23 protein-coding genes are annotated in these 26,534 nt (G+C 55.6%); 13 read left to right on the top strand and 10 right to left on the bottom strand.

All coding sequences use genetic code 11. The features are described from left to right. Window positions 1-7: 7 nt before the first annotated feature. Window positions 8-484 (bottom strand): thioredoxin-dependent thiol peroxidase, encoded by a 477-nt coding sequence (bcp, locus tag LOC70_RS20040; protein WP_230255749.1) that lies wholly within the window; start codon window positions 482-484, stop codon window positions 8-10. Window positions 485-1,048: 564 nt separating this feature from the next. Between bcp and rsfS the strand changes: the two genes are divergently transcribed. The 3 genes from rsfS (at window position 1,049) to LOC70_RS20055 (ending at window position 4,466) form a co-directional block, all read left to right on the top strand. Further along, complete coding sequence (gene rsfS, locus LOC70_RS20045) at window positions 1,049-1,504, top strand: ribosome silencing factor (protein ID WP_230255750.1); 456 nt, start codon at window positions 1,049-1,051, stop codon at window positions 1,502-1,504. 85 nt (window positions 1,505-1,589) lie between these two features. Beyond that, complete coding sequence (gene argS, locus LOC70_RS20050; RefSeq protein WP_230255751.1) at window positions 1,590-3,605, top strand: arginine--tRNA ligase; 2,016 nt, start codon at window positions 1,590-1,592, stop codon at window positions 3,603-3,605. Window positions 3,606-4,163: 558 nt separating this feature from the next. After that, window positions 4,164-4,466 carry a hypothetical protein gene (locus LOC70_RS20055; RefSeq protein WP_230255752.1) on the top strand — a complete coding sequence of 101 codons (303 nt, stop codon included), beginning with the start codon at window positions 4,164-4,166 and terminating at the stop codon, window positions 4,464-4,466. A gap of 135 nt (window positions 4,467-4,601) precedes the next feature. On the opposite strand, the gene LOC70_RS20060 is transcribed toward LOC70_RS20055, so the two are convergent. Continuing rightward, complete coding sequence (locus LOC70_RS20060; protein WP_230255753.1) at window positions 4,602-6,728, bottom strand: adenylate/guanylate cyclase domain-containing protein; 2,127 nt, start codon at window positions 6,726-6,728, stop codon at window positions 4,602-4,604. 70 nt (window positions 6,729-6,798) lie between these two features. Further along, entirely contained in the window at window positions 6,799-8,235 is a 1,437-nt protein-coding gene (locus LOC70_RS20065) for a BaiN/RdsA family NAD(P)/FAD-dependent oxidoreductase (RefSeq protein ID WP_255716270.1), read from the bottom strand. A 163-nt stretch (window positions 8,236-8,398) separates the two neighbouring features. On the opposite strand from LOC70_RS20065, the gene LOC70_RS20070 reads away from it, so the two are divergent. The 3 genes from LOC70_RS20070 to LOC70_RS20080 all read left to right on the top strand — a co-directional run bounded on the left by LOC70_RS20070 (window position 8,399) and on the right by LOC70_RS20080 (window position 11,643). Continuing rightward, window positions 8,399-9,523, top strand: a complete 1,125-nt coding sequence (locus LOC70_RS20070; RefSeq protein ID WP_230255754.1) for a fatty acid desaturase family protein — start codon at window positions 8,399-8,401, stop codon at window positions 9,521-9,523. Window positions 9,524-9,549: 26 nt separating this feature from the next. After that, window positions 9,550-10,431, top strand: coding sequence for an aminotransferase class IV (locus LOC70_RS20075; RefSeq protein WP_230255755.1), 882 nt, complete (start codon window positions 9,550-9,552; stop codon window positions 10,429-10,431). A gap of 438 nt (window positions 10,432-10,869) precedes the next feature. Continuing rightward, entirely contained in the window at window positions 10,870-11,643 is a 774-nt protein-coding gene (locus tag LOC70_RS20080; RefSeq protein WP_230255756.1) for a LuxR C-terminal-related transcriptional regulator, read from the top strand. Between the two features lie 42 nt (window positions 11,644-11,685). On the opposite strand, the gene LOC70_RS20085 is transcribed toward LOC70_RS20080, so the two are convergent. Then, complete coding sequence (locus LOC70_RS20085) at window positions 11,686-12,549, bottom strand: GAF domain-containing protein (protein ID WP_230255757.1); 864 nt, start codon at window positions 12,547-12,549, stop codon at window positions 11,686-11,688. Window positions 12,550-13,012: 463 nt separating this feature from the next. Between LOC70_RS20085 and LOC70_RS20090 the strand changes: the two genes are divergently transcribed. Continuing rightward, on the top strand, window positions 13,013-13,411 hold the full coding sequence (locus tag LOC70_RS20090) for a hypothetical protein (protein WP_230255758.1): 399 nt from the start codon (window positions 13,013-13,015) through the stop codon (window positions 13,409-13,411). Between the two features lie 47 nt (window positions 13,412-13,458). Here LOC70_RS20090 and LOC70_RS20095 read toward each other — a convergent pair whose 3' ends face one another. The 4 genes from LOC70_RS20095 to rph form a co-directional block, all read right to left on the bottom strand. After that, the gene (locus LOC70_RS20095) at window positions 13,459-15,084 is read right to left on the bottom strand and encodes a serine/threonine-protein kinase (protein ID WP_230255759.1); all 1,626 of its coding nucleotides are present in this window, start codon (window positions 15,082-15,084) and stop codon (window positions 13,459-13,461) included. A 160-nt stretch (window positions 15,085-15,244) separates the two neighbouring features. After that, complete coding sequence (gene larE, locus LOC70_RS20100; protein WP_230255760.1) at window positions 15,245-16,138, bottom strand: ATP-dependent sacrificial sulfur transferase LarE; 894 nt, start codon at window positions 16,136-16,138, stop codon at window positions 15,245-15,247. Window positions 16,139-16,143: 5 nt separating this feature from the next. After that, window positions 16,144-17,238: a Gfo/Idh/MocA family protein gene (locus tag LOC70_RS20105; protein ID WP_230255761.1), complete on the bottom strand. Its 1,095-nt coding sequence runs from the start codon at window positions 17,236-17,238 to the stop codon at window positions 16,144-16,146. A gap of 165 nt (window positions 17,239-17,403) precedes the next feature. Further along, window positions 17,404-18,132, bottom strand: coding sequence for a ribonuclease PH (gene rph / locus LOC70_RS20110; RefSeq protein WP_315857287.1), 729 nt, complete (start codon window positions 18,130-18,132; stop codon window positions 17,404-17,406). A gap of 333 nt (window positions 18,133-18,465) precedes the next feature. Between rph and LOC70_RS20115 the strand changes: the two genes are divergently transcribed. Continuing rightward, entirely contained in the window at window positions 18,466-19,356 is an 891-nt protein-coding gene (locus tag LOC70_RS20115; RefSeq protein WP_230255762.1) for a cysteine peptidase family C39 domain-containing protein, read from the top strand. Between the two features lie 67 nt (window positions 19,357-19,423). Here the strand turns inward: LOC70_RS20115 and LOC70_RS20120 are convergent, their stop codons facing one another. Then, window positions 19,424-20,284: a carbon-nitrogen hydrolase family protein gene (locus LOC70_RS20120; protein WP_230255763.1), complete on the bottom strand. Its 861-nt coding sequence runs from the start codon at window positions 20,282-20,284 to the stop codon at window positions 19,424-19,426. A 173-nt stretch (window positions 20,285-20,457) separates the two neighbouring features. Here LOC70_RS20120 and sthA point away from each other — a divergent pair, with 173 nt between their 5' ends. Beyond that, a complete protein-coding gene (gene sthA, locus LOC70_RS20125; protein ID WP_230255764.1) occupies window positions 20,458-21,951 on the top strand; it encodes a Si-specific NAD(P)(+) transhydrogenase in 1,494 nt (497 codons plus the stop codon). Window positions 21,952-21,953: 2 nt separating this feature from the next. Further along, window positions 21,954-22,250, top strand: a complete 297-nt coding sequence (locus LOC70_RS20130; protein WP_230255765.1) for a DUF202 domain-containing protein — start codon at window positions 21,954-21,956, stop codon at window positions 22,248-22,250. Between the two features lie 51 nt (window positions 22,251-22,301). On the opposite strand, the gene LOC70_RS20135 is transcribed toward LOC70_RS20130, so the two are convergent. Beyond that, the gene (locus LOC70_RS20135; protein ID WP_230255766.1) at window positions 22,302-22,934 is read right to left on the bottom strand and encodes a zinc-ribbon domain-containing protein; all 633 of its coding nucleotides are present in this window, start codon (window positions 22,932-22,934) and stop codon (window positions 22,302-22,304) included. Between the two features lie 289 nt (window positions 22,935-23,223). Between LOC70_RS20135 and LOC70_RS20140 the strand changes: the two genes are divergently transcribed. The 3 genes from LOC70_RS20140 (at window position 23,224) to csrA (ending at window position 26,526) form a co-directional block, all read left to right on the top strand. After that, window positions 23,224-25,137 (top strand): flagellin N-terminal helical domain-containing protein, encoded by a 1,914-nt coding sequence (locus LOC70_RS20140; protein WP_255716507.1) that lies wholly within the window; start codon window positions 23,224-23,226, stop codon window positions 25,135-25,137. 191 nt (window positions 25,138-25,328) lie between these two features. Next, window positions 25,329-25,793, top strand: coding sequence for a flagellar assembly protein FliW (fliW, locus tag LOC70_RS20145; protein ID WP_230255768.1), 465 nt, complete (start codon window positions 25,329-25,331; stop codon window positions 25,791-25,793). A gap of 508 nt (window positions 25,794-26,301) precedes the next feature. Then, on the top strand, window positions 26,302-26,526 hold the full coding sequence (csrA, locus tag LOC70_RS20150) for a carbon storage regulator CsrA (RefSeq protein WP_230255769.1): 225 nt from the start codon (window positions 26,302-26,304) through the stop codon (window positions 26,524-26,526). The last annotated feature ends 8 nt before the right edge of the window (window positions 26,527-26,534 follow it).

Genomic DNA, 26,534 nt, shown 5'->3' on the forward strand with positions numbered 1-26,534 from the left:
TTCAGTCTTATTCCGCCAGTGCCGTCAATGCATCCAAGACCTGTTGGTCGTGGCCGTTGACGCGAACGCGTTTCCAAACTTTGACCACTTTGCCTTGGGCGTCGATCAGATAGGTCGATCGTTGGATGCCCATCGATTTTTTGCCGTACATGTTTTTCTCGCGATAGGCACCGTACTTCTCGCTCATGGCATGGTTTGAGTCGACCAGCAGCGGGAAAGGCAACTCGAACTTTTCGCGAAACTGCACGTGACTTTCCGCTGAATCGGGGCTGATTCCGAAAAGCTGCGCCCCCGTGGATTGGATTTCCGGATAACAGTCGCGAAAGGCACAGGCTTCGGTGGTGCAGCCGGGCGTGTTGTCCTTTGGATAGAAGAACAGCACCACGGGAGCCCCGGCCAGGTCTTTGAGTTTGACCGTCTGGCCGTCTTGGTCCTTCAACGTGAAGGCGGGCGCCTTTTTACCGGGTTCGATGAAATCAGCCATGATGGTGGAGGCCCAATTTGGGGGCGTCTTCAGTGAGGAGAGCGTTCGGAGGAAGGCATTGTTTTCGATCGGTCAATTTGTCGCCAGCGGGGGCGGTTTGTCTGGCCGGACCGGGACGCCATGTGGTTCGGTAAATCACGGGAGAATCGGCGATTGGACTTTGATTTGCCGGGTGACTCGATTTGTCACTTCGCGTTACACTGTGCGGACTTCCATCCTCCAAGATTGACAGCGACGGCGATGTGGCTGAATTGGGGCTCCGCTTGGCTGCGAACCACGGTTTCCCAATCAAGCTCCCATCGTGTGTCTGACGACATTCATCTCGGCGACTTCCATAATGCAATTTGGTGTCAACGATCTCGCTCGCTTTGTGAAAAGAGTTCAGGCAGCGACCGCAGGTTTGAGACCAGATGGTCCGTTCACATGGGTTGGTGTCACACCTCGGCAGAGTCACTGGTCAGCATCGAGGTGGGAGTTCAAGACAATTGACAGGGTGTCGCAAACCATGCGACTGGTCATTGTCTTCCGTCGTCTGTTTGTTTCTCGTTCGAAAGTCATTTGAACTTGTCCGATCAATCCACCTCCTCCTCCGACGAATCCCAACCCTCCAATCCGATGGCTCACCCAAGCCGTGCGATTCGCCCTCACGGATTGGAAGAAGCTCGCAAACTCGCCACCGAAGCGGCTCGAGTTGCGTTGGACAACAACGCACAAGACGTGATGGTGATGGATGTCAGCGGTCAATCTGCGGAATTCGATTTCTTTGTGATCGCCACGGGAACCAGTCGCCGTCAGTTGCACGCCATCAGCGAACAGACTGACGATGCTCTTGAAAAAGGGATGGGCGATCGTCGCCAGGGCATTGAAGGTTATCAAGAAAGCAGTTGGATCGTTCTGGACTATGGCAGTCTGGTCGTTCATCTGTTCGACGACGAAACCCGCGAATACTACGACCTGGAATCTTTGTGGGCCGATGCGAAGCTCATTCCATTGTCGGATCTTGGTTTGACGCAACGCTGAAAAAGGCGTTTTGACGTCGCCACATTGTTCATTTCGATTCACCTTTCTTTCTCTATTTTGCACCGTTGCGCGGTGTGCCGTTTCGATGCATCTACCCAATGTCCTGCAGGCTCGTTTTACAGAAGCACTTCAGTCACTGACGGATTCACCGGCTGACTACGCGGGGATGATTCGCACGGCCGCGGATCCGAAATTTGGCGATTATCAGTCCAACGCTGCGATGCCTCTCGCGAAACGAGTCGACAAGTCCTCGCGCGATGTGGCGGCGGAGTTGGTCGAAAAACTGAAGGTGGATGACCTGTTCGAAACACCCGAGGTTGCAGGACCAGGGTTTATCAATTTACGACTGAAGGATTCTGTTTTGTTCGACAGCATGCAACAAATGCTGTTGGATGAACGCGTCGGTGTCGCGTCGACTTCGCAACCTAAGCGAGTGATCATTGATTTCTCGTCGCCCAACGTCGCGAAGCCCATGCATGTGGGGCATATTCGCAGCACGGTCATTGGGGATTGTTTGGCTCGAACGCTGCGTTTCTACGGCGAAGAAGTGATTACCGACAATCACTTGGGCGATTGGGGCACTCAGTTCGGCATCATCATCTACGGGTACCGGCATTTCGGTGATCCGGCCAAGGTTGCGGCCAATCCGGTTCCGGAACTCTCTGCTCTCTACCGGTTGACCAACCAGCTGATCGAGTACCAAAAGGCCAAACGAGCCGTGGTCGCTGGGCAGGACAAGCTGGCAACCGCAAAGGAGGAGGCCGTCGTTGCCGCACGCCAAGCCGATGAAGCGGAAGCGGATGAGAGTCTGAAGCCCAAAGAGAAGAAAAAGGCTCGCAAGAATGCGGATGCGGCCAGCCGTCGAATCTCCACCGTCGAGTCTGAGCTGAAATCGCTGCAGGAAAAGATTGATGCCGTCGACAATGACCCTGAGTTGTCCAAAATGGCTCAGGAGCACAGCGACGTGGACCAAGCGGTCTTGAGAGAAACCGCGAAATTGCATGAGGGGGATGAAGAGAATCTAAAACTTTGGAAGGAGTTTTTGCCTCACTGCCAAGATGAAATCAATCGAATCTATGATCGGTTGAATGTCGAATTCGATCACACGCTCGGCGAAAGTTTTTATCACGATCGATTGGCCGGGGTGGTCGAACAACTGACAAAGCTCGGTTTGACGACCGAGAGTGATGGTGCCATCTGTGTCTTCTTAGAAGGGTTCGAGAGCCCGATGATCATTCAAAAACGCGACGGTGCGTTTTTGTACGCGACCACCGATTTGGCGACCCTCCAATATCGACGCGATGAGTTTAAACCTGACGAGATCTTGTACGTCGTCGATTCGCGCCAGGGTGAGCACTTTCAGAAATTCTTTGCCATGGCCGATCCATTGGGCATGGAAAACGTGCATCTGGTGCATGTCAATTTTGGAACCGTTTTGGGGCCGGATGGCCGTCCAATGAAGACGCGCAGCGGTTCGCTGATTGGTCTTGAGAGTCTGCTGAATGACGCGGTGGACCGCGCCAAAGAGGTCGTTTGCAATCCAGATCGTTTGCAGTCGATGAATCCGCCCATGGAGGAGGCTGAGCAGCAACAGATCGCCGAAATCGTTGGAATTGGCGCCATCAAGTACGCCGATTTGTCGCACCACCGAACCAGCGATTACAAATTTGACGTCGACAAAATGGTGGCGTTGGAAGGAAACACCGCGACTTATGTCCAATATTCCTATGCTCGCACGCAGAGCATTTTGCGGCGTGTTTCCGATTCCAATGATGCTGCAGCCGTCGAGCAAATGGTTGAGCAGGCCGTCGCGACTCAGCCTCTCACCTTCACGCACGCACACGAACGAGCGTTGGCTCTCATGCTGCTTCGTTTTGAAGAAGCGGTCGAATCGGTTCGATTGAACTACGCACCCAACGCATTGTGCGACTATTTGTTTGAAACCGCGAAAGCTTATTCTTCTTTCAACGACAGTTGTCGAGTGCTGGGGAACGATGACCCCTCCGTGATGCAAACTCGTTTGGCATTGGTGGTTTTGACCGGTCGAGTATTGCGAAAAGGGCTCTCGTTGCTCGGAATCGGTGTCGCCGAACGCATGTGATTCGGACCTTTTGGGCCTCGTTCAACTGCGGTGAGTGTAGAGCTTGCCGCTTTTTTTATGCGCCGATCCCGGCGGCCCTGTCGTCTGCGATGGCTTTCAAGAGTAGAGGTCGATGCGAATCAAATCGTTCTTTTGATATTGGTGGAAGGCTTTTTACCTATGATTTCCTAGACAAAAGCGATTCCTTTGGGTGTGTGTAATATCCGCCAGTGGGGGATGTGTCTGATGGTGTGTCATGAAGAATTGATTGCATGCCGCTTCTCTCAATTGCATCGGCTGCGGGGCAATGGGGCGACGCAAGAGGTTGTTTTCAAGGACTTCTTTGCAAACTGATTTGCAAATTCCGATCAAAACGAGGGTGACTATGTGAAAATAAATGAAGTGATTTATTGCATAGTTGAGTGTTGGAGCATTGACAGTAAACCGCTTTTTTATAACGTGTGCCCAACTTGAGTTTCAAACACCCTTATGGAGTCAAACGTGGCCAAAAAATCTGGTGGACCCAACAAGTCGCAAGCTATCCGTGACTATTACACTGCAAACCCGAGTGCAAAGCCCATGGAAGTGGCTGCAGAGTTGGGAAAGAAAGGAATCGATGTCACGCCTGCGTTCGTGAGCACGGTCAAGTCCACCACCATGGGCAAGTCCGCGAAAAAGTCGGCTCGCAAGTCGGCCGCGAAGTCGCCAGCTGCGAAGAAAACCGGCGCGAAACGTGGTCGTCCCGCAGGCTCGACTTCCAAAGCTGCTAGCAACGAAGTCTCTTTGGATTCGTTGTTGCAAGTGAAGAAGATCGTGGAAGAAATGGGCAGCGTTCAAGATGCGAAAAACGCACTGACCGCGCTCGAAAAGTTGATGGGGTAATCCATCTCATACAAAGAATGGATAACAAGGATGTGCTTCCAGTCTCGATTTGAGGCGACTTGATTCGTTCGAGTCGCCTTTCTTTTTGCGCCCAGTAAATGGTGGGTAGGTCGCGTTTCTGCAAGATACTGTTCGTTATTTCGGGAAATCGAGCACGCCGTCCCAGCCCGCCGGTGCGGTTCGGTGATGCTGCAGGATGATCCGCAACAAGACGTCTTTGGGGCGGTCCCATGCCGGCAGTTCGAGCAGGCGTTCGTAGGCGGAGTCCCATTCACCGCGAGCGAATTCTTCCCAGCCCTGGTGGTAAGCTTCGATCTGTGCGTCCGACAGGTTGGACTGTCCTTCAACCGGCACCACCAATTGATAGACGTCCACCGGAATCTTGAGTCCCGCGGCTCGGACGCGACCCAACTTGCGAAGTCGAAAGAATGGTTCTTGCGTGGTGGACTGAAGATGTTCGCTCCAAGATCGGAGGGCATCCGCTGAGGCGTGGTCCAGTAGAATTTCGACTCCGAAGTGTTTGGTTAGGCCTTCCAACCGACTGGCCAAATTCACGACGGGACCAAAGGCGGTGACTTTGACTTGATCCACCGTCCCAATGCGGCCCGCGACGGCTGGACCCGACGCGATGCCGATTCCGCAACGAAATTCAGTGTTGCCGGATGCATAGTCCAGGCGAATGCCAGCAGCTGCTTTCGCAGCGGCCAGGACGCTCGCGACGATGTGGGCCGATGAGCTGAGGTCGGCTTCTGGGTGTTCGAGTTGCAGTTCGATTGGCCAGCCCCAAAAACCCATTGCGGCATCACCGTGAAAATCACCGATCACGCCGCCGGTATCGAGAATATGACGCGTCATTACGCCCAATGCCGCACTGACTTGTTCAAGCAATAGCAATAGTTGGTCGCTCTGCATCTCAGATGTTCTTGAGAACCCGCGCAGGTCGCAGAACATCACGCTTAGATCGCACTGGCGTGGCTGCAACCAGCTTTGAGGGTCTTGTCCCGAAAGAGCGTCCAACACCACGGGCGCGAAGAAACGCCGCATGGCTAGGTGCCGCTGTTGAAAGTGGGATGTTTGACGAATTCCTGAGATGAGGGAGCCGACAACCTCGGCGAATTTGACATCGTCACCCAGACGATCCGCCAATGTGCCAGAGTCCTCTGATAGCTCTTTCCAATTAGCACCCAACGCTCGGGATCCGGCAACATAGATCGCCCATCCGGCACAAGCGTCGCTGCGAAGCGGAACACAAAAGGCCCAGTCGACATTTTCCGCTGCGGTGTATTCGACTCCTCGGTTGCCTTGTGAATCCCATAGGTGCAGCACGCTTTCACGACGTTTGAGAGCTGTTTTGACCAGTCGCGAACTGACTGCGTGTTGCTGGGTCAAATTCTCGCGGCAGTCGTAGTGCAGAACTTTCATGTCGCCGGATTCGTCCGATGCATGATCGATGCCGCCGAAGGCTTGTTTCTCCACTGGGTCTGATTGAACAATTGCCACGGTGGAGGCGGATGGAGTGGCACGCAGCAACGTGTCGGAGACTCGGACGAGCAGTTCTTCATCATCAACACTGCCGGCCACGATGTCGGGTAGTCGAGCCAGCAATTGGATTCGACGGCGGGTATCACGAAAATCACGGTCGCGGAGTGCCGATGCCTCGAAAGCCATTTCGGTCACACCGTCGCGGTCCGAAACGAGGTCTGACCGGAGTTCGGCTGGGATGGGGCCCGGGCGAGGTGTGGATGCGTCGGCGGCCCGCTCCGCGATGGATTGGTGGCGAGAGCTGGACGATTCGTGTCCGACTCCGCCGACCTGATCCGTGAATCCAGGCCGACGCGCGAGCGTGAAAGTTGTTTCACCGATCACAAAGTGTTCGCCGGGCACCAATACGAAGCGGTCTCTGGGACGTCCTCGAAAGAAGATCGGGTTGCGAGCACGTTCGTCACGCAACACTTGCAAGCGATCGTTGCTCAATGCGGTGAGGATGGCATGGGAGCGTGAGATCGAATGATCCCAGGGAACTTGCCAATGAACCGTGCGAGTTCGACGTCGGTCGCGAGCCGGATACGGTTCCGGCTCGGTCGCATTTGAATCGTCCGTGTCGGTTTCGCCGGTGTGCTGGTTGGCCGAGACGACGGTCACCGGTTTGGCATCGCCGGACGGTTGCCGGCCCATCAAGATCTCAACCCCAGCAACCAATTCTGGCAAACCTTTTCGCCATCGATAGCCGTCACCGGCTCCTTGCGCGATCAAATCAGGCATGTTGGTTCTTTGTAGAGGATCGAGATGCGATGAGTCGAAGACAACAAGACGCTTGGCCAGAAGCGACCGGTTAGTTTGTCCCGCCAGTCGCTGCGGCGATTCCGGCGGCTCTGCCGGTGCTGAACGCCGCCTGAAAGTTAAAGCCGCCGATCCACCCGTCGACGTCAAGGATCTCTCCGGCAATGTAAAGCCCCGGCACGATTCGGCTTTCCAGTGTACGGGGATCGACCTCAGAAAGTTGAACGCCACCAGCGGTCACTTCCGCTTTCGCGAATCCGCGGGTGTCGTGGACCGGAAGCTCCCATCGCTTGAGCGATTCGATGGTTGTCTGAAGTGCTTTGCCAGGGAGTTGTGACAAGTTGACGTTGGGATCGGACGGGCAATTGGCTTGACAGAGATGGCCCGCGAGACGCGACGGCAACCACTGTTGCAACAGAGCGAGGAGACTACGGCGACCGCGTTCTGATGAGCGATCAGACAGCAGAGTGCGGAGCTCCGTTTCAGCGACATCGGGAATCAAGTCCAGGCGAAGTCTCGCTTCGCGGATGGACGGACATTCCGTCATGACACCGCTGACATCCATCGCGGCGGGGCCCGAGAATCCAAAGTGGGTGAACAGCCATGACGATCGTCGCTCGAGTTTGGGTTTCTTTCCCGAACGATGGTCGGGCGTGAAGACAGACGCACGAATGTCGGGCAAAGTCAGTCCCGATAGGCTCTGCGTCGCCTCGGTTCCTCCGATCAAAGGAACCAAGGCTGGGCGAGGCGCGACGATTTGGTGCCCGAGGGCTTTCATCCACGGATAACCGTCACCGGTGGTGCCGCAGCCCGGCCAACTCTTTCCACCCGAGGTCACAACGACCCGGTCGGCATGCAGTTCATCTTGCGCACCGTTTCGTGAAACCGCGATTCGCCATTGCCCACCGGGTTCGTTGGAAGTGGTCGCCTCCGCTCGGCTGATGTTGAGCACGGCGGTTTGCTTTTCTAGGCGGATCCCAGCATCCAGCATCCGTCGGTGAAGAGCATCCCGCACATCGACGGCTCGATCACTGACTGGAAAGATCTTTCCCGTGTCTTCACGCTTAGTCGGGACGCCCCACTCGTTGAAGAGTTTGATGACGTCGGTAGGGCCAAACTTGCCCACGCTGGGTTGTAAAAATCGTTTGGACTTGCCGAATGCTTCCGCGATTCCTTTCGCATCTGTGTCATGCGTGATGTTGCAGCGGGTGCCGCCGGACATCAGGATCTTCACGCCCGTTTTGTTGTTCTTTTCCAACAGAGTGACTTTGGCACCCGCGTAGGCGGCTTCGGCTGCGGCCATCATCCCCGCAGCGCCCGCCCCAACCACCACGACATGAGGGGGGCCCGAAGTTTGATTCCCGTTGGTTGCGGGATGGTCCGAGGGAGGCAAAAGGGCGTCTTCCTGATGGGTGGTGGGCGAGATTGGACAGTCAGACAGCGGTTTCTGGTTGCCCAGGTTCGGCTCCGTGCCGATCTGGGGCGGCATCGAACTTCGCCGACTGCCAACATGGATTTGATTGACGTGGCGGAATCAATGCAATGGCGGGCAAGAAAGCCAAATCTGAATTGCAATTTGTTGTCTGATTGACTAGTTCTGATCTTACCTCAGACAGGATGTCTCGTTCACACCCCAATTGTTTAGAAGTGAAATGAGCGGTTCCGGCTCCAACCCGTCGTGCCATGGGTTTCGATTTTCAGAAGCTCGTGCCCTGATCGCTGACCTTCAGCGACCCAACCAAAAAATCTATTGGATCGACTTTCTAAGTTCGATTCTGGCGGGACACGTGTTTCTGCATGGGATCTTTCTGTTGCCGTGGTTTTACGGATTCACTCCCACAGTTTGGGCCGGAATGGCCGTTTGCTATGTGCTGACATTGATTCTGTACATGCGAGCGTTGATGTTCATCCATGAGTTGGTGCATTTGCCGGAAAAAGGCTTCACCGCGTTCCGCGTCGCCTGGAATGCTCTTTGTGGCATCTTCTTTTTTGTGCCCTCGTTTCTGTATTACCCTCACGTCGACCATCACCGACGCAAGCACTATGGGACCGAGCATGATGGGGAGTATCTGCCGCTGAGTAATCGTGGACCGTGGCTGATCTTCCTGTTTATTGGCCAGGCGTTGTTCTTGCCGTTTCTGGCAATCTTTCGTTTCTTGATTGTCAGTCCTGTTTGTTGGTTGATCCCCAAGCTACGGCCCTTTGTGCATCGCCATTTGTCGACGATGGTCGTGGACCCGTTCTATGAACGTCCGGATGCCTCGCCCAAGGTGATGCGGATCGTCATCCTACAAGAGGCTCTTTGCTTTGCTTGGTGTGTTTGGTTCCTGATTCGCGGCGGCTTGCTTCGCGATCAATGGTTGGATCCCTTTTGGTTGATCGCATACGCGGTCGGTGTCGGCATCTTGGTCTTGAACGAAGTTCGTACTTTGGGGGCCCATCGTTGGACCAACGACGGTGGTGAAATGTCGTTTTCGGAACAGTTGCTGGATTCCGTGAACTATCCCAAACATGCCTGGGCGAGCGAATTGTGGGGACCGATCGGAACTCGGTTTCACGCGTTGCATCACCTCTTTCCGCGTTTGCCCTATCACAATCTCGGCAAGGCACACCGTCGATTGACAGAAGGGTTACCAGCAGACTCGCCCTATCACCAAACATCAGCCGAGTCGTTGTTCTCAGAAATTGTGGCTTTGTGGCGACGAGCGAAGGAAGCCAATGGTAAGGTCGCTCAAAAAGAGTCGGCCGATCCAAAGAACATGGTCCCGTCGACTTGAGTGCAGATTCGTCGCGATTAAGAAACATGCAAGTGAACGTCGATCACCTGGCCTACTTCTGTTGTCCGGCGTGGGAGATCGATGGCTGGCAAGCTTCTCGTGAGATCTCTCTGCCGATGGATGACATCGGATTTCGACAGGGAGTCACGGCCGTCGAAAGGTTGCGGACCTACAACGGAAACTTGTTCCTGTTGGATCAGCATCTCGAGCGACTCGCCGAAACTCTGCGTCTGGTCCAGATCGATGGGACGCCGTCGGTCGAACATTTGAAAGAATTGGCCATCCAGTGCATTCATCGCAATCAAGATTGGATGCGAAATCAGGATTGCGGTTTGACAATCTGGATGACCCCAGGTTGTCAGCCAGGACAGCCAACTTGGGCAATCCATCTGAACCGAATCGACCACGCACTGGTTGCTCACCGGCGAAAGCACGGCCAACCGTTGGTCGTAACTCAGGTCCAACAACCGGCACCAGAATGCTGGTCGAGGCATGCCAAAGTCCGGAATCGATTGCACTACTATTTGGCGGACCAACATGCCAAGCAGATCGCGCCGGACGCGACCGGGGTCTTGATTGATTGCGATGGCAGCCTAACCGAAACAAACATCGCGAATATCGCAATCGTCGTAGATGGAACGCTGATCTTTGCTCCGAAAGAAAAAGTGTTGCCGGGAGTGACTGAAAATCACGTTTGGACACTGCTATCGGAGAACGGTGTGGCAATAACGCGTCAGCGCATTCCCCCGGAAGCTCTCGATAAGGCCAGCGAAGTTCTTTTCTTTGGGACGGATACGGGGGTTTGGTTTTCCAATGGTGTCCCGGAAAGGAGCCTGGTTTACCGTTGCGGGTCGATGTGTTCTTATGTGCAGGAGGTCTTTGATCGGTCGATTCCGCACTCGAAATGAACATCGACCCGAAAGGATAGGGCGATTAGGCTGGCTGTCCGGGTTGCTATTTGTTCAGTCATTGTGCATATTTGCGTATCCGATGCACAAAGTGTTCGCAAATGCGAAACGAATGAATCAAGGAGACTCTCGTGTTGCTTGCCCCGCGACATGGAGTCACTTTGTTAGGTGGTTCTGTGGGGGACTGCATTGTGCCCCATTGGCAGTCCCTCGCAGGCCGCCGCTGTTGATCAAGACGCTCGACCAGCAATCAGTGATTGCTTGTGTTTTGAGTGGAGCCGGAGAGTTACACCCCCTCGTGCGAGAATGTCGCAAGGGCGCCTGGTGTGGGGGCATGTTACGATCAATTGATCACGCACCAGAATGACGTCGCGTTGTTTGACTAGATGATTGAATCGCCGACGTGGTGCTTTCCTCCCCAACGGGTTGAGGTGTGGCATGTTCCAGTCCGATTTCACGTCGATCTATCGCTTGGCGTATCGCCGATCGCTGAGCGATGACCGTCGTTTGATCGAACGCTGGTTGAGCCTTCATTTTGGCGGAGCTGCTGGTGATTCGTCGGACGCGAAGGCAGAGTTGGCCGATGCTGACATCAGTTCGCAGCGTTTGGACTATCTACGACGCAGTCTGCTCGATATCCGGCTTGAATCAGGGGCATTTCTGGTCGACCACCGGTGCCACCTGATGGTTTGGAATCAAACGCTCGATGATTTGTTTCCAGAAGTCGCGTTTGCGAACCAAGCTCCTGTGCCTGAAGAGGTGCCGAATGAGATTCGTCGCGTTCTGCTATTGGGATGCGAACTGGTGACTTTGGGGGCGACGGAAATCGAGTATTCGTTTCGTGCGGAAGACGAACGCGGTCGGATTTGTTTTTGGGACGTCGCCGGGATTCGTGTGGAGATGGAAAACACGAGCGATGTCGTCGCTGCGATGTTGCTTCGGCCGGTCGCGTATCAGAAAGAATCCGCGTTGAATGACCGGCCGTCCCTAAGCGAATCTTTACTAGTGTTTCAGCAGTTGGATGCGATCGATCGACAGATTTGCGAAGCAATCGCGACCGGCGAGACCACCGGAGAAATCGCGACCATGGTCGGGCTGACACGACGCTCCGTTGAAGTGCGTCGAGCTAAAATCTTGGAACGGCTTGAGTTCACGCGTCCAGTCGAGATTGTTCGCTTGCTCGTCCGGTTGGAAGAGAACGACCTGCTTTGAATTCAGTAAGTCGGTTGCCGTGAATGCGAAGCAACCTGTTGCTCAATGCGTCTTGTCATCCAAATGGGAGAGGCTGAACGCGTCGTAGTCAGAGTGGATGCCGTTTTGAGCCAATCGACCTTGGATGGACTGCCCGCGTTTTCCCACGAGAGAGAACTCGTGGTCCTCCAGTAGAATCTCAAACTGGTTGTCAGTGACGTGTCCAACCAAGTAGTTGGATCCAAACTCTTCCTTGATCGCGGCCACCACATGATGCAAATCATGGTCTTCTTGCAGGTCCGCTTTGATCCTCAATGCATGAGAAGGGCGTCCCAAGCGTGACGCCCTTTCGCGTTCTCGCTGGGTCAGCCGACTCCAGCCTTCCGGGTTGAAGCAACTGGTGGTGGGGTCCACCATTTGATTCAACGAACTGCGATCATTCTTTCGCTGCAAAGATTGCAGTTGAAGTTCCATCGATAGATAGCCGCCAAGCATCCGAGACAGCAATTGGATCAGGGGAAGGTGCCGATCGAAATCATTCGGTTGGATGTCAGGATCGATCCCGCACAGCGTTCCAAAGACTTCGCCGTCACGATCCAAAATGGGAACGCCCGCATAGGCGCCGATCGGAAGCTTTTTCGAGAGAGCTGAGCTGGCGAATTCTGGAATGGACTGAGCGTGATGCGCAATTTGCGGTGCCGTTCCATCGATCATGTGGCGGCAGAACGAATCGGACCACTGAATCATATCTCCGGGGTCCAGTGGATACACACCGTCAGGGTCGGCATGGTCCAAGACAATCCACCCTTCATCTTCGGTGCGGGTGATCATCCAGAGCGCGAGACCGGTCTGTTCTTGGAGATATTCCAATATAAGACGGCTGGCCTCGCGGAAATCGAGGGTGGGTGCGAGCAGTTTTCGGATCATGGCGACTCATTGCTTCACAAAGTGGAGCGTTATTTCAGAGAATCTTTCTCGGAATCAACCGGTGCCAGCTCGGGGCAGAGAGGGCGAGAGAGTATCTCACAAATGCAGAAGATGAGAAACAGAAATCTAGACAAAACAAGAATCGAATCGAATGCGGATTTTGTGCATCCATCTTTGGGGGGGGAGATTAGGCTGGCCGACCTGGAATGGGACATCCCGGTTCATGTCACCTCAGGATTCGACAATCAGTCGAGAGACAGAAGCATCGCCGACCTTGGATTGAACGGGAATGAGTCGATCGCCTGATCCAGGCTGACTTCTTGCTTGTGCCACGTTTTCGCAGACGGACGCGACGCGACAAGGTGTCTCGTCACTTTCCGCTCACCACCGGTTGAGGGGACAAAATTTCGAAAACCAGAGGCGACTGATTCTGCAAAGTCGCCAGATTCGTTATCTTACCAACATGCCAGCCGATTCTGACTTGAATACGAACGAGTGTCGAACCGCGATTGAGCAGCGTGATGCGGCTCAATTAGCGGATTGTTTGATGCCGCATTCGTATGTCTTGATCCATCTTCGCGATGACGAAGAAACGGATGCCTTGGGGGCTTTGACGGCGGAGATGGAGGGATCGCCCTACTTGGTCGCGTTCACCGGGGAAACTCAGGCCGGGGAGTTTGTTGAGCTTCGCTCTGATTTGTTCGGCGACGATGAGGTGGGCGGTTTCTTGGTCGATGGCGAAACTCTATTGGACTACGTCGCCGATGGTTATGGGTTGCTGTTGAACCCAGACCTCAAGGGCATGTGTCGCGTCGACGCAGAGCTGATTTGCGACGTGTTGGACGAATTGAATCTCGACTGAGGTTCGCTGCTGCCTGCGACCTGAACGTTTGCACTTCAGCCGTGAATTCAGATGCTCCTGGATGAGGATGGCGTCACCGTCCCGCTTCGGCGGGCACTCGGCCCATCGATGATCGCGGGTTCGTCCAGCCCCAGTTTCAATCGTTCAGAAAGAGGAACCAAGGTTCGGAAGGTTTCCAACGCCGCTGACTGATCGCGTTTGAGTTCGTCCACCAAATTCCGAAGGTTGGTTTTTGTACGGTCCGCTTCCCGACGTTGACCGGTACCGGTTTGAATCTGGTAACGCATCACCAGAGCGAGTGCTCGATAAAGGCGAGACGAGTTTGCGGATTGTTCGACGCTGGCGAGCGTCGCCGAAGCTTCGGCCCAGCGTTGATCGTTGATCAACAATCGAGTCAGTTGCAACGCGGCTTTGGAGTGGTAGATCTCGTCTTCAGGAGAGATCTCGTCTTTCGGGAAGAATTCCGAAACGGCCCGCCAAGCGGGAACGCTGTCGGTCGCGATTGCTTGCCAGTATTGGTCTTCAATCGAAGCCGCTTTCGCAACCAGCGGTGCTCGGATGGAACGGCTGATCGATGGCCCGCGAGCCATGGTTGCCAGTCCCCAACCCGCCAAAGAGGCGAGCACGACTAAGGTCAGCAGCCCCAACCATCGCATTGGATCGCGACGTCGGTCGCTGGCGATGGCGTCCGTGACGCGTTGGAGTTGGATGGTTGCTGATGTGGACCCAAGGTAGTTCGCTGCGGCGGAAGGCGTGGACGCTTGGGACTCGGTAGCTGACGTGTCGGTTGGAAGTGGAATGGTTGGAATGGTTGGAATGGATGATTCCGTCGCCGGGCAATTGGCCCGGATCACTTCCAGCAGTTCCATTGCTGAAGAGAAACGTTCCTCGGGCGATTTCCGAAGCAAACGCATCACGGTGGCGGCAAGCCAAGACGGAAGGTCGGCAGAGCCACGGGCGTGATCGAGTGGTTGCGGCATTTCATGCAAATGCTTGACGGCCAAAGCCAACGGTTCTTCCGCGTCGAAAGGAGGATGTCCGGCCAGCAAGTGGTAAAGCGTCACGCCAAGCGAATAAAGATCGCTTCGTCCGTCGACCTTGTGTCCTTGAATTTGTTCCGGGCTCATGTATCGCGGCGTGCCAAGTGTGAGCCCGGCGCGAGTGAGGTCCGCGGCACTGGCATCTGTGTTGGACAGAACGCGAGCGAGCCCAAAGTCGGTGACTTTGATGTCGCCTTCTTTGGACCGCATGATGTTTTCAGGTTTAATATCGCGGTGAGTGATCCCGGCGCGATGTGCGATCACCAAAGCCTCGGTCACGCAGCGTAGGATCTCGATGCCCTCCTGCGAAGAAAACTGGCCGCTTTGTTGCAGGCACTGCTTGAGGTTGGATCCGTCGATCAATTCTTGAGCGATGAAGTGGTTGCCTTGGTGGTCACCAATTTCATAGACCTGAACGATGCTGGGATGATTCAAGCAAGCGGCGGCTTGAGCCTCTCTTTCAAAACGTCGCAGATCTTCTGGGCTGGTCTGAGGTGTTTGGCGAAGCACCTTCAGAGCCGCATCGCGTCGGAGCTTCAAGTGTTTGGCTGCGTAGACATCGGCCATGCCGCCACTGCCCAAACGCCGAAGCACTTGGTAGTCGCCAACACGACAGCCAACTAGGTCACTCACGAACGAGCCTTTTGGGGAAAGATGTTTTCGGCAAACAGTTGCGGAAGAGGGAATGGTATGGGAAGGATCGCTTCGATCACCGAACCGACGTTTGAGCCATGCTTCCGTTTCGCAACGATTGCTGAATCAGCATGCAATCACTGCATCAGCGAGCCATGAATCAATTCGGATCGGGGCATTTTGGCTTGGACGCATCGGGGACCGCGAGTTGCACCAAATCCAAATCCGCCAGTCCACGATTTTGACTACCGCTGCTCAACCCACCCAGTTCCAGGGTGACGAAACGGAACCCCATTGTAATGAACGCGTCGACCAAATCGTTGTTTTCTGTCCATTGGACGACCTGTGATAAATACGGCGTGGGCACCTCAATCCTCGCTAATTCATTTGCGTGCAGGCGGACCCGACAATCTGGCACCCCTCGCGAGCGTAACCACGCTTCGGCAGCTTCAATTCGGCGCAACCGTTCGGGGGTGACCTCCACGTGGTAAGCAATGCGGCTCGCCAGGCAAGGCGACGCCGGAAGGTCTGCATTCTGCAAGCCAAAGTGTTTCGCGAGGGCACGAACCTGGGACTTTCCGAGGTGCAAGTCTGCCAACGGAGTCCGAACTTTGGCGAGCATCCCGGCCTGAATCCCTGGACGATGGTCACCCAGGTCATCGGCGTTGGTACCGGAGACAATCGTGGCCGCTCTTTCCACCGCGATGGGAGCAAGAAATTCGTACAGTGTTTGCTTGCAGTAGAAGCATCGGTCGGAATGGTTGCGTTGATAATTGCCGCGTTCCGATTCATTGGTTTGGACCCACTGGTGGTCAATGCCGATTTGATCAGCGATTCGTTTTGACCAATCGATTTGCCATTGGGCGACCGCGGGAGATTTTGCGGTGACGGCAACGCAACGAACCCCGCTCGCATGCGCCGCCGCGGCAACGACACTGCTATCGACGCCACCCGAGAATGCGATAACCAAATCTCCGATGGCTCGCAGATGGTCGATCAAGCGATTCGCGAGTTGGCTGCTAGACGATGAAGTCGTTGCGGATGTAGTTGGCATCGCGTTCAAGACCCCGCACCGGAATTCGACACGCGGTCGGAGTGCTCGTCGTGGTCATGCGTCGGCATTTGCATTTCGCATATCTTCAATGCGTCCGTTGCCAATTTCGCGTCCAGCACCGGATGCACCGGGCCGCCGGCAACCGCCTCCGCCGCCGCGTTGATCTCGTCAACAAAGCCATCAATTGGATCACTGCTATCAAGCTCTGGCCGTTCAAGTCTGCCGTCGTTGTGCATGACCGTCAGAGGAATCGTGTCGGTGGACTCGTCGTTGTAGGCCGCGAATTCGAATCGCACGGTGGCCTGTTCAAACGACACTTCATAACCATGCGTGAAACCTCGTGCGGGTGAATCAATCACGCCGCCAGCCAAGCTGACCACGGGAGTGAATTTTGATTCGTCTGTCGACGCGTACTCCAGAATCGTTTCGTAACGTTTGGGAACGCCTTGTTTGAAGTGGCTGGCACAGTGAGCACTTACTGGCATGCCAAAAAGAACACGAGCCAGATGGGCGTCGTGGACTTGCAGGTCGATCAGTGGGCCGCCGACGCGAGAGGCATCGTAGAAATCGGGAATCCAATCCGGTGGGCTGATCGTTCGCATGAATCGCCCCGTGATTGGTTGCCCAAAACGCCCGTCGGATTTCGCTTCGACCAGAAAGCGAAACGCCGGCATGAACGGCAAAATGTGGGCGACCATCAGTTGGCCCGGCTGTGCACTCGCCAGCAAGGATTCAGCATCTGCAGCGGTGAGTGCCAACGGTTTCTCACAAAGGGCCTTCTTTCCCGCAGCGAGGATTTTCTGGATCGCATCAACGTGCAAATGAGGCGGCAAGCAAACGTCAATCAGATCGATCGAATCGTCTTGCAGCAGACCGTCCAGGTTGTCCGTCACGGTCAACCCTGACACGTCCCACTGTTCGCCAGGCGGGCCAAAGTTTCCTTGGATACCGCTCCAATCGCCCTGCCGTTTCTTTGCATCGCGGCTGGCAAAGCCAACCAAGTCGGCTGTTCGCGAGCGATCATAAGCGAGTTTGTGGATCCATCCCATGAAGCCGACGCCGTAAATCGCGGCTCGCATTTTATCGGGCGATGTGTTCATGCACTTTCCTGGTGAATGAAGAGGACGCGGTGCTTCCCGACCGGCGCCTGTTTGAGATTGCGAATCACCGATTTTGTCCGCCGGGCGGAGCGACAGCGAACGGACGGATCGATCGTCGATTGTCTTGCGACGAATGCGGCATGATACGAATCCGTGCTGACCGAACTAGTTGTTCAGTTGAGCTTGTTGCAGACGAGTGAGTTCTGCGATTCCGATTTTACCAAGACGCAACAGCTCAGCGAGTTGCGTGTCGTCGAAGGTGGCTTCCTCGCCGGTGCCTTGAATCTCAATGAAGCGGCCTCCGCCGGTCATGATGACGTTCATGTCCACATCGGCCGCCGAGTCCAGTCGATAATCCAGATCCAAGACGACTTCCTCGCCGATGACACCGACGCTGATGGCCGCAACGGAGTCTCGCAGAACTTTCGTGGGATCGACGGGCGGATCCAAATCTGGTGTTTGGGCGAGTTGCGAAACGGCCAGGGCCAATGCGATGTATCCACCCGTGATCGACGCGGTTCGCGTGCCGCCGTCTGCTTGCAACACGTCGCAATCGACTGTGATGGAACGTTCGCCCAACGCGTGCAGGTCCACGATCGCACGAAGACTGCGGCCGATCAAACGCTGAATTTCAGTGGTGCGGCCATCCACCTTGCCGCTGCGGTCACGCCTTTTTCGCGGGCTCGTGCTGCCCGGCAGCATGTTGTATTCGGCGGTGACCCAGCCCTTGCCGCGCCCTTCCATCCACGGCGGAACATTGGTTTCCACCGAAGCCGTGCAGAGCACGATCGTTTTACCGCTTTTGTAAAGCACGCTGGCGGGATTGGATTCCAAGTACCCGCATTCAATTTCGACGGGACGGATTTGGTCGGCGGCACGGTCAGAAACGGACACGGATTTCATTCGTTGTGGAGTGGGATGGGAGGAAGCATCGAAGGCAGCAGCCTACCGCAAGCGAGGCCAAAAATGGATGGGAGATCAGCAGTCTTCGTTTGGCGCAATAAATGCACCGGTGTCTGGCTGTCGGAATTTGGCGGAAAACACACTTGCTTGCGCATTTTCTCAGCGGCGCCAATCATGAAAACTGACCGTCTTGATCAAATTTTGATGAAGCGAGCATGAAGTTGGCGTTTGCAGGAGACGACATAAGTTAGTAACGTTAAATTCATCTAAAGTTAATGTTGCCCCCATTGTCTTCTCATCTTTTCTATTCGTGGAGGCTTCCCTATGTCGTTGGAGCTCGTCAGGCCTGACCTGGAGTTGGCGTTGGCTGTGATCGTCGTGACGATCCTCACGCTGGGTGCTTATCGCCTGGGATGCCGCTTCCAATTCGCGTCACCGCGATCCGATCGGACTGTCTTTTTGGGGCTGATTGGGGTTTCGTTCCTGTTTGCCTGGAGCTTCTTCGGTCGATTGATCTGGGCGGAAGCGATCACCTCCTCCGCGGCTTTGTATTGGTCGAATGTGACGCCTGTTGTGTTGGCGTTTTGCGCCGGAATGGCCGGACACGTGGTCGATTTGCGGAAAGCCTTTCGGCCCGTGGTCGGTGGAATCCTGATGACCTTGGCGATCGCGTTCGTCATCACTCCGATCGCTCGCCCCGTGCTGTTCCCGCTGGATTGGGATTCACCTCCGGAGCCGCAGTGGATGAGTCAATGGCAGGACGGTGTCTACATGCAGTCCAATTCTGCGAGCTGCGCACCCGCAGCAGCCGTCACACTGCTGGACCACGCCGGAGTCAAAGCGGATGAAAAGGATTTGGCGTCCGCTTGCTTGAGCAGTTCTTTGGGAACCGCACCACTCGGGCTCTATCGCGGTCTTTCCACCGTTGCCAAGCAGCATGACTTGACGGCCAAGGTGGCTTCGCGACGCCCGGAACGATGGTCCGATAGCGGTCAGCTTCCCAATGTGGCTTTGGTACGCTTTCAGATGGGCGGTGACAACCCGCAGGACCACGGATTTCTGGGCAACGTGTCAGTTGGTCACGTCGTCACCGTGCTGGGCCGCACCGATGGCGGTCGCTGGTTGATTGGCGATCCCGCCGTGGGCAAGGTGTCATGGAGCGACGAGGAGTTGCGTCGACGTTTCACCGGCGAAGCCATTTATTTGGCGAAGTGATCACTCGCATCTTGCAGAGCACGCCGACAACGCTTCGCGGATCCGTCGCTGGTTGCTCGCATTGCTGTCACGAATCGCTCTGCGACAACCGCGAATAAAGATTGGGTTGGCGATCGGCGAATCGGTCGATGACGTGTTTCCCCACGGTCCTCTCGATCCGTTTGTTGCGAGCGGCTTCGAGTTGAATGTCGGCGGTCAGAATGATCGGCGAATCATCGGGAGCTCGAGCCAGTTCGACACCATCGGGGCCACAGATGGAGCTAAGTCCGCAGTAGTCAAAATTTCGCTCGTTTCCGATCCGGTTGGCCGCGACGAAAAACAGATGGTTTTCCATGCTGCGAGCGGGAGGAACAATCTCTGCGGTTCGAAACGCTGCGACGGGCCAATTGGTTCCCAACGCGATGACATCCGCACCCGCCAACCCGAGCGCACGCATCGGTTCAGGAAAAGAACTGTCGTAGCAAATCCCCAATCCGACGCGGCAACCGGTGGTGATTTCGAAGACTTGATCACACGCTTCACCGCGATCCACAAACCGATCCACACCCAAGTGCGGCAAGTGGACTTTGTTGTATCGGCCGATGATTTGGGGGCCGGTTGGAGCCACGCCGTCGATTAGCAACGCGGAATTGTGGAGCTCATCTGCCCCGTCGTCTCGCGTAGTGCGTAACAGGGTGCCAAACGTGATGGCTAGCTTCTTCTCGCCGCATCTTTGCACCAATTGATCGATTTCGGGCGAGTCGATGGTTGGTGCCACAGCCAGGGCTTCCTCGCGGCTATCGTATCCGTAGCCGGTCAGCACGCATTCGGGAAAGACGGCGAGTTCCACGCCCTGTTCGCTGACTTGATCGATCAAATCACTGACGGATTCGACATTCCTGCGAACCTCGGCAAAATGGACACCCGTCTGGACGCAAGCAAGCAACATCGTACAAACAAGACTATTCGATGACGTGATGGAATTGGACGAACCAACGATTCGACCAGAATTGTTCCGTCAGTGGTACCCAATCATCGGGTGTCGACATCGAGTGAAGCTTGTTTGATTCGGAAGTCATTCGAATTGATCCACGATTCATTGCATCAACCAGGAAACGCGGCATGACATCAGCGACCGAATCCGCCTCGGCCAACGGGACGGCGACCTCCGAAGAATCAAAGAGTGAAAATCACCCGATCGAATCCCCTCAGCCCGCCGCCGCGAATATGCCCGACAAGTTTGACTTCGATCTTTTCGTCATCGGAACCGGACCAGGCGGTGAAGGGGCCGCGATGCAAGCCGCCAAAGGTGGGCTGAAAGTCGGTGTGGCGGAACGGTATCGCCAAATTGGCGGCGGCTGCACGCATTGGGGCACCATCCCCAGCAAAGCGTTGCGTTACGCGGTGACCAGTACCATGAAGTCACTGAAGAACCCCGTGATGCGCGAAATGGGGTTCGCGGTCAGCCCAACGATGGAGCAACTGAACCGTGGCACACAGGCCATCATCGGTCGACAAGTTTCCATGCGGCAATCGTTTTACGACCGCAACAATGTGCCGATTTTTCGCGGGCAAGCCCGGTTCCTCGATGAATACACCATCTCAATCGACAATGGGGAACACATCACCGCGCGATCGTTTGTGATCTCGACCGGTTCGCGTCCTTATCGTCCGCCGGGCGTCGACTTCTCGCACCCGCGAATCTTCGACAGCGACACGATTTTGGAGATGAAGGACAAACCTTCTTCCATCACGGTATACGGTGCGGGGGTGATCGGAACGGAATACGCCTCGATGTTCCGCAACCTGGGCATCAAGGTGAATTTGATCAACACGCGTGAGAAGTTGTTGGAGTTCTTGGATGACGAAATCATTGATGCGTTGTCGTATCATCTGCGCGACCAAGGCGTCATCATTCGTCACAACGAAGCGATGGAGAGCATTGAAGGACAAGACGACGGCGTCATCTTGAATCTCAAGAGCGGAAAGATCTTGAAGACCGATGTGTTCTTGTGGGCCAATGGCCGTCAAGGCAACACGGACGATTTGGGATTGGAGAATCTGCCCATCGAGGCCAACAGCCGTGGGCAAGTCATCGTCGACGAGCAGTTCCAAACCTGCGTCCCAAACATCTATGCCGTGGGCGACGTCATCGGCATTCCCTCATTGGCCAGTGCCGCTTACACACAAGGTCGCGCTGCGGGAATGCATTTGCTGGGGCGTGTTGATGGCAATCTGCGTTTGCACGACATTCCAACCGGGATCTACACCAGTCCAGAAATCAGTTCGGTGGGGCATACTGAACGCGAATTGACCGAACGCTGTGTTCCCTATGAAGTCGGCCAAGCTCAATTTCGATCGTTGGCCCGGGCTCAGATCACCGGCGAAACTACCGGGATGCTGAAGTTGTTGTTCCACCGCGAGACCAAAGAAATTCTTGGTGTGCACTGTTTCGGCGCCAACGCGTCCGAGATCGTTCACATTGGCCAAGCGATCATGAATCAACCCGGTCGTCAGAACACGATCGAATACTTCATCGAGACGACGTTCAATTACCCGACCATGGCCGAGGCCTACCGTGTCGCTGCGTTGAACGGAATCAATCGGCTTTTTTGACGATGAGTGATCGCGAATCTTCAGCGTCTGCGGAACCCGTCGGCGACGTTCTTGCCAAGAAACGAAATGACTTGGCCGTCATCCGAACGGACTTGGCCAACGAGCGGACGTTGTTGGCTTATCTGCGAACGTCACTGATGATGGTCGGGACGGGAGGGACGCTGATCAAGTTCTTTGGTGAATCGCGTGAGTTGCTGGTCGCCGGGTACTCGGCGTTGGCCGTTGGTGCGGCCGTGTTGCTAGCGGGAATCGTTCGCTTCTTTCGCTGGTGGCGTCAGATACGATTGCGAGAGGAGTGATGGTGTCAGGGCGTTTCGAGTCGGCTCATTCTCCTGCAAAGCCAAACGCTCTCAAATATTCGCGAAGAGTACCGAATCTTCGATGACCGCTTCGAATTCGGATTCGGTCAGCTCCAGGATCTCCTCCATCTCCGCCAGCCGCTGGATCTTTGCGTCGGAGACTTCTTCCTGGCAGGACGTCGCGGCCAAGAACATCGCCTGCAACGCGGTCAGCCGCTGCTGCATCGTCCACCGTTTGGAGACGGTCAGCACGTAGTTGTTCGTGCGGATGTTGGACTGCGTGGCGACTGAGCAGAGCCGACCAAGTTCTTCTCGATCGATGGGGTGATCCAGGATTTGCGAGCTGATGCGAAGTAGGGACTGGATCTCGGGTTCCGTGATCTCGTCGTCTTCGAGCGTGATCAAAACCGACGCACGAATCGCCTCGTTGCGAAACTGGTTTGCCCGGACGCGCTCATGGGTTTTCTGGTCCATGCTGAGAACGCTCAAATCCCAAGACGATTTGCATCCGTCGCACTGCACGAACGGTTCCGGGTTTCCGATGGGAATCGTTGGGATGAAGTAGAGCGTCAGGAATGGACGTTTGGAACGAGTGCGTTGTCCCTGAATTGAGTTGCATGTGGGGCAATAGAACTCTCCCGATTCCAGCGTTCGCGTCAAATTCATCGTGCCAATCAAAATCATGCTGGTGGCTCTCAGAAGAAGGGATGAATTGGAATAGGGAGTAATTCCGCGAGAGATATTGCAAATTGCCGCGGGTGCCGGAATCGTCCGCTTGCGGGCCTGTCCGTCGGATGGGGCTTGTCTGCGGTTTGCTCTTCAGTCGCGGCACTGACTGTGCCGATTACAACGATACCGCAAATTCTTGCACAATCAATTTCTGAACCGTTGTCTCTCGCACAGTGTTCACGAACACAGCGGGTATTGAATCATGTCGCTACTACCCGTCGCAACGAATCGTATCAGCACGCCGATGCAGAATCAGCGGCTGATGCATCAGTTGAACAGCGATCAATTGGCGATTCAACGTCAGTATGACCAGCTCAGTACCGGAAGACGGGTGTTGAGTATCAGTGACGATCCCGCGGCCGCCGCTCAGGCCATCAGTTTGCAACGCGGAGTTTCACGGACCGAGCAAATGGTCCGCAACGCGAATTCGGTGGAAGCATTCTACCAATCCGCCGACGTGACCTTGGACAAGGTGGACGGTGCAATCATCGAGGCTCGCGGCGCGGCGGTGGAGGCGGCTCAGTCAGTCCTGTCTGACGACCAGCGAGAGGCGTTGGCGATGACGATTCGTCAGCAGATGGAAGCGGTGGTCAGTGCGGGAAACGCGATGTTCGCGGATCACCAAATTTTGGGCGGGATCTTGGAAACCGACGCCGCCCTTGAACACCTCAGCGGGACGGTTCGGTTCAACGGTAGTCAAGCGATCGGTCAAACAAAGCTGGGCGACGGAGCCTTGACCGAGTTCACGGTGACCGCAGCATCAGCCATTGGCGTGGGCGAGCCATTCATTCAGGGGCAATCGCTGGGAGCGTCGCTGAACGAGAACACGCGTTTGATCGACATGCGTCAAGGCGAAGGGGTGCAACCGGGCGTGCTGACGGTTTCCGATGGCAGCAACTTCGTGGAACTCGATCTACGGCAAGCGGCAACCATTGGGGACGTGGCGGACATGTTTCGGTCGGTTGATTTGGACGGCCGATCGTTGTCGTTCACGATTGGGCCCGACTCGGTGACGGTTCAATACGCCGACGGATTGCCTGGCACTCTCGCGATTCGCGATTCGGAAGGCAGTCGTTTGTCGTCCGATTTATTGATTGCCAACCCACAAGGTTTTCGGCCGCCGCCGTTGGTTGGCGATCGATTGTCACCCCAGGTGACTTTGGGGACGCCCATTGCTGATCTGAACAATGGTGCCGGCTTGGACCTGACCGACGGAATCGTCATCGATCGAGGATCGGACCGCTACACGATCGACTTTTCAGATGCGGAAACTGTTGGCGATGTGATCATTGCAATCAACCGCAGCGACGCGGAAGTGCGGGCCGTTTTGAATGAAACGAGCGGTAGCATTGAAGTGCACGGCTTGCGTGCCGGTGTGGACTACAGCATTGGCGAAAACGGCGGCCAAGCCGCGACGCAGCTTGGGATTCGCACGGCAGATGAGGACACGCTGGTCAGCGAACTCGCACGCGGTCGCGGATTGCGTCTGAATCCCGAGGGGCCGGATCTGGTGATCACTCGTCCGGACGGAATCGAACTCGAATTGGAGCTGGAAGATGTCAGTACGGTCGGTGACATCGTTGACCTGATTCGCAATCATCCCGACAACCAAGACACGCAGCGGGTATTGGTCGATCTCAATTCGGTCGGCAATGGATTGCAACTCAGTGTGCCTCCCGGTGCAGATCCGATTCGTGTTTCCCAGCCCGGGGTCAGTGATGCGGGAACGTATCTCGGTTGGATCGAACCCGGTGAAGCATCGGCAGAAGGCGAGATTCAGGGGGCTTTCATGGTCTTGGATGGCCGTGATTACCAACCGCGGGATTCGGGAGGCGCGATCGACACGTTGCTGCGTTTGGAAACAGCCATTCGAGATGGCGACATCTCCGAGATTGGGCGTTTGCAACAACGGCTGGACGAGGATCTGGATACCAGCACCCGAACTCGAGGCCGCGTCGGTGTGTGGCATTCCGCTCTTCAGGATTCACGCACCGCCGTCGAGAACGAAAACGTTCTCCTGCAATCGCAATTGTCCGATGCCATGGATGCTGACTTGGCGGCTGTCATCAGCGAGCTGCAAGCCCGGCAAGCTGCTCTGGAGGCTTCGATGCGGTTCATCGGGCAAACCTCCGGAATCACCGTGTTGAACTATTTGTAGGTTTCCTGCGGTTGACTGGCCCAGCGATGCGTTGAGTTTGCGGGTTGTACCGAACATAGCGATCGCATTGGTCATGCGGAAATTTCGAGTTTTCTGGATTGTTCTGTCAATTTGCAGCTCGCGAAGGTCGATACCCATAGCGACGGGACAGTCCCGGAACACCAAAAAATTCGACGAGTGGAATTCAAGTCATGCGGATTGACAGTCATCGCTTCGGCACGTTGGAGCTCAACGCCGATCAGTTGTTTTTGTTCCCGCAAGGCTTGATCGGAATGGAATCGCTGCATCAGTGGGCGTTGATCCCTGATCCAGACAACGCGGCCGTTGCCTGGCTGCAAAGTGCTGCTCGGGGCGACCGTGCATTGGCCGTTATCAGCCCGCGAGCCTTCTTTCCGGATTACCGCGTTCACATCGGCCGCCGTGACTTGGCGAGCCTGCACCTCACCTCTGGATCCGAGGTGTATGTGATGACGACGGTTGCTGGGCACGTCGGCAAATTGACGACCAACTTGCGTGCTCCATTGATGTTGAACTTGGACCGACGACTTGGTTGCCAAGTCATCACCAACGACGACCGGCCCATGCGTCAACCGTTGCCAACCGTCGCAGCACAATCGGCTCAACCGTTGCCGACTTCCAACGTGCGTGCTGCCTGATCGCAGCGAACACGAACAGCTCTCAACAAATGGCGGGTCCGTTCACGGGCTCGCCATTGTTGCTGCGCCAGCGTGTCGTTCATCGCCCGTGATGCGGATGCCCGCGTCGGAACGTCGCTGTGATGTCGTGCTGATGCGAACCTTGCAAGCTGGCTGGCATCTCACTGGTCGCCGTTTGCGTTGCGAAACCAGCGTCATCGCATCTGTTCATGGACGCGAGTGGCCATGTTGCAAAGCGGGCCAGCGTTGCAAACGGGGTACCAAGGCGAATCGGCACGACCGGCACGTGCCGACCTTCTGACCGATGCTTGAACAATTCTTGGGCGGGCGTCGATGAGTGGTGTACGCGAGGCGAAGCAACGGGTGTTGTTTCATCAGGTGAACCTCGTGCGAACATTGCGATGGAATGCAATTACATCCGGCAAAGGACTGCCGCCGTAAACGCTTGAAATTCCTGACGACTTGATTCGAAAGCTCTCCCACTCCGATAAAATAAGCCGAGGACACCATGCTCGTCCTTTCCCGACACCGCGACGAAAGCATCATGATTGGTGACGATGTGGTCGTAACCATCGTTGATATCCGAGGCGACAAAGTGCGTCTGGGCATCGAAGCTCCCCAAGCCATCCCAGTGCACCGTCAAGAAGTCTATGACGCGATCCAGCGAGAGAATCGCCGCGCATCGCAAACAGGTGCGGGGGCGACCAAGGACTTGCGTCCGCCTCGCGACTGATCGATCGC

This window comes from Rhodopirellula halodulae, from assembly GCF_020966775.1.
In the GTDB taxonomy this organism is placed as follows: Bacteria; Planctomycetota; Planctomycetia; order Pirellulales; family Pirellulaceae; genus Rhodopirellula; species Rhodopirellula halodulae.

Bases quoted from the DNA above. Each gene is read 5' to 3' on its own strand.
- bcp (WP_230255749.1), bottom strand. From the start codon at position 484: ATGGCTGATTTCATCGAACCCGGTAAAAAGGCGCCCGCCTTCACGTTG.
- csrA (WP_230255769.1), top strand. From the start codon at position 26,302: ATGCTCGTCCTTTCCCGACACCGCGACGAAAGCATCATGATTGGTGAC.
- LOC70_RS20135 (WP_230255766.1), bottom strand. From the start codon at position 22,934: ATGATTTTGATTGGCACGATGAATTTGACGCGAACGCTGGAATCGGGA.
- LOC70_RS20065 (WP_255716270.1), bottom strand. From the start codon at position 8,235: ATGCCGCCCCAGATCGGCACGGAGCCGAACCTGGGCAACCAGAAACCG.
- LOC70_RS20085 (WP_230255757.1), bottom strand. From the start codon at position 12,549: ATGATCCGAAAACTGCTCGCACCCACCCTCGATTTCCGCGAGGCCAGC.
- LOC70_RS20105 (WP_230255761.1), bottom strand. From the start codon at position 17,238: ATGAACACATCGCCCGATAAAATGCGAGCCGCGATTTACGGCGTCGGC.
- LOC70_RS20080 (WP_230255756.1), top strand. From the start codon at position 10,870: ATGTTCCAGTCCGATTTCACGTCGATCTATCGCTTGGCGTATCGCCGA.
- LOC70_RS20090 (WP_230255758.1), top strand. From the start codon at position 13,013: ATGCCAGCCGATTCTGACTTGAATACGAACGAGTGTCGAACCGCGATT.
- LOC70_RS20055 (WP_230255752.1), top strand. From the start codon at position 4,164: ATGGAAGTGGCTGCAGAGTTGGGAAAGAAAGGAATCGATGTCACGCCT.
- LOC70_RS20140 (WP_255716507.1), top strand. From the start codon at position 23,224: ATGCAGAATCAGCGGCTGATGCATCAGTTGAACAGCGATCAATTGGCG.
- LOC70_RS20130 (WP_230255765.1), top strand. From the start codon at position 21,954: ATGAGTGATCGCGAATCTTCAGCGTCTGCGGAACCCGTCGGCGACGTT.
- sthA (WP_230255764.1), top strand. From the start codon at position 20,458: ATGACATCAGCGACCGAATCCGCCTCGGCCAACGGGACGGCGACCTCC.
- argS (WP_230255751.1), top strand. From the start codon at position 1,590: ATGCATCTACCCAATGTCCTGCAGGCTCGTTTTACAGAAGCACTTCAG.
- LOC70_RS20060 (WP_230255753.1), bottom strand. From the start codon at position 6,728: ATGCCTGATTTGATCGCGCAAGGAGCCGGTGACGGCTATCGATGGCGA.
- LOC70_RS20070 (WP_230255754.1), top strand. From the start codon at position 8,399: ATGAGCGGTTCCGGCTCCAACCCGTCGTGCCATGGGTTTCGATTTTCA.
- LOC70_RS20075 (WP_230255755.1), top strand. From the start codon at position 9,550: ATGCAAGTGAACGTCGATCACCTGGCCTACTTCTGTTGTCCGGCGTGG.
- fliW (WP_230255768.1), top strand. From the start codon at position 25,329: ATGCGGATTGACAGTCATCGCTTCGGCACGTTGGAGCTCAACGCCGAT.
- LOC70_RS20120 (WP_230255763.1), bottom strand. From the start codon at position 20,284: ATGTTGCTTGCTTGCGTCCAGACGGGTGTCCATTTTGCCGAGGTTCGC.
- larE (WP_230255760.1), bottom strand. From the start codon at position 16,138: ATGCCAACTACATCCGCAACGACTTCATCGTCTAGCAGCCAACTCGCG.
- LOC70_RS20115 (WP_230255762.1), top strand. From the start codon at position 18,466: ATGTCGTTGGAGCTCGTCAGGCCTGACCTGGAGTTGGCGTTGGCTGTG.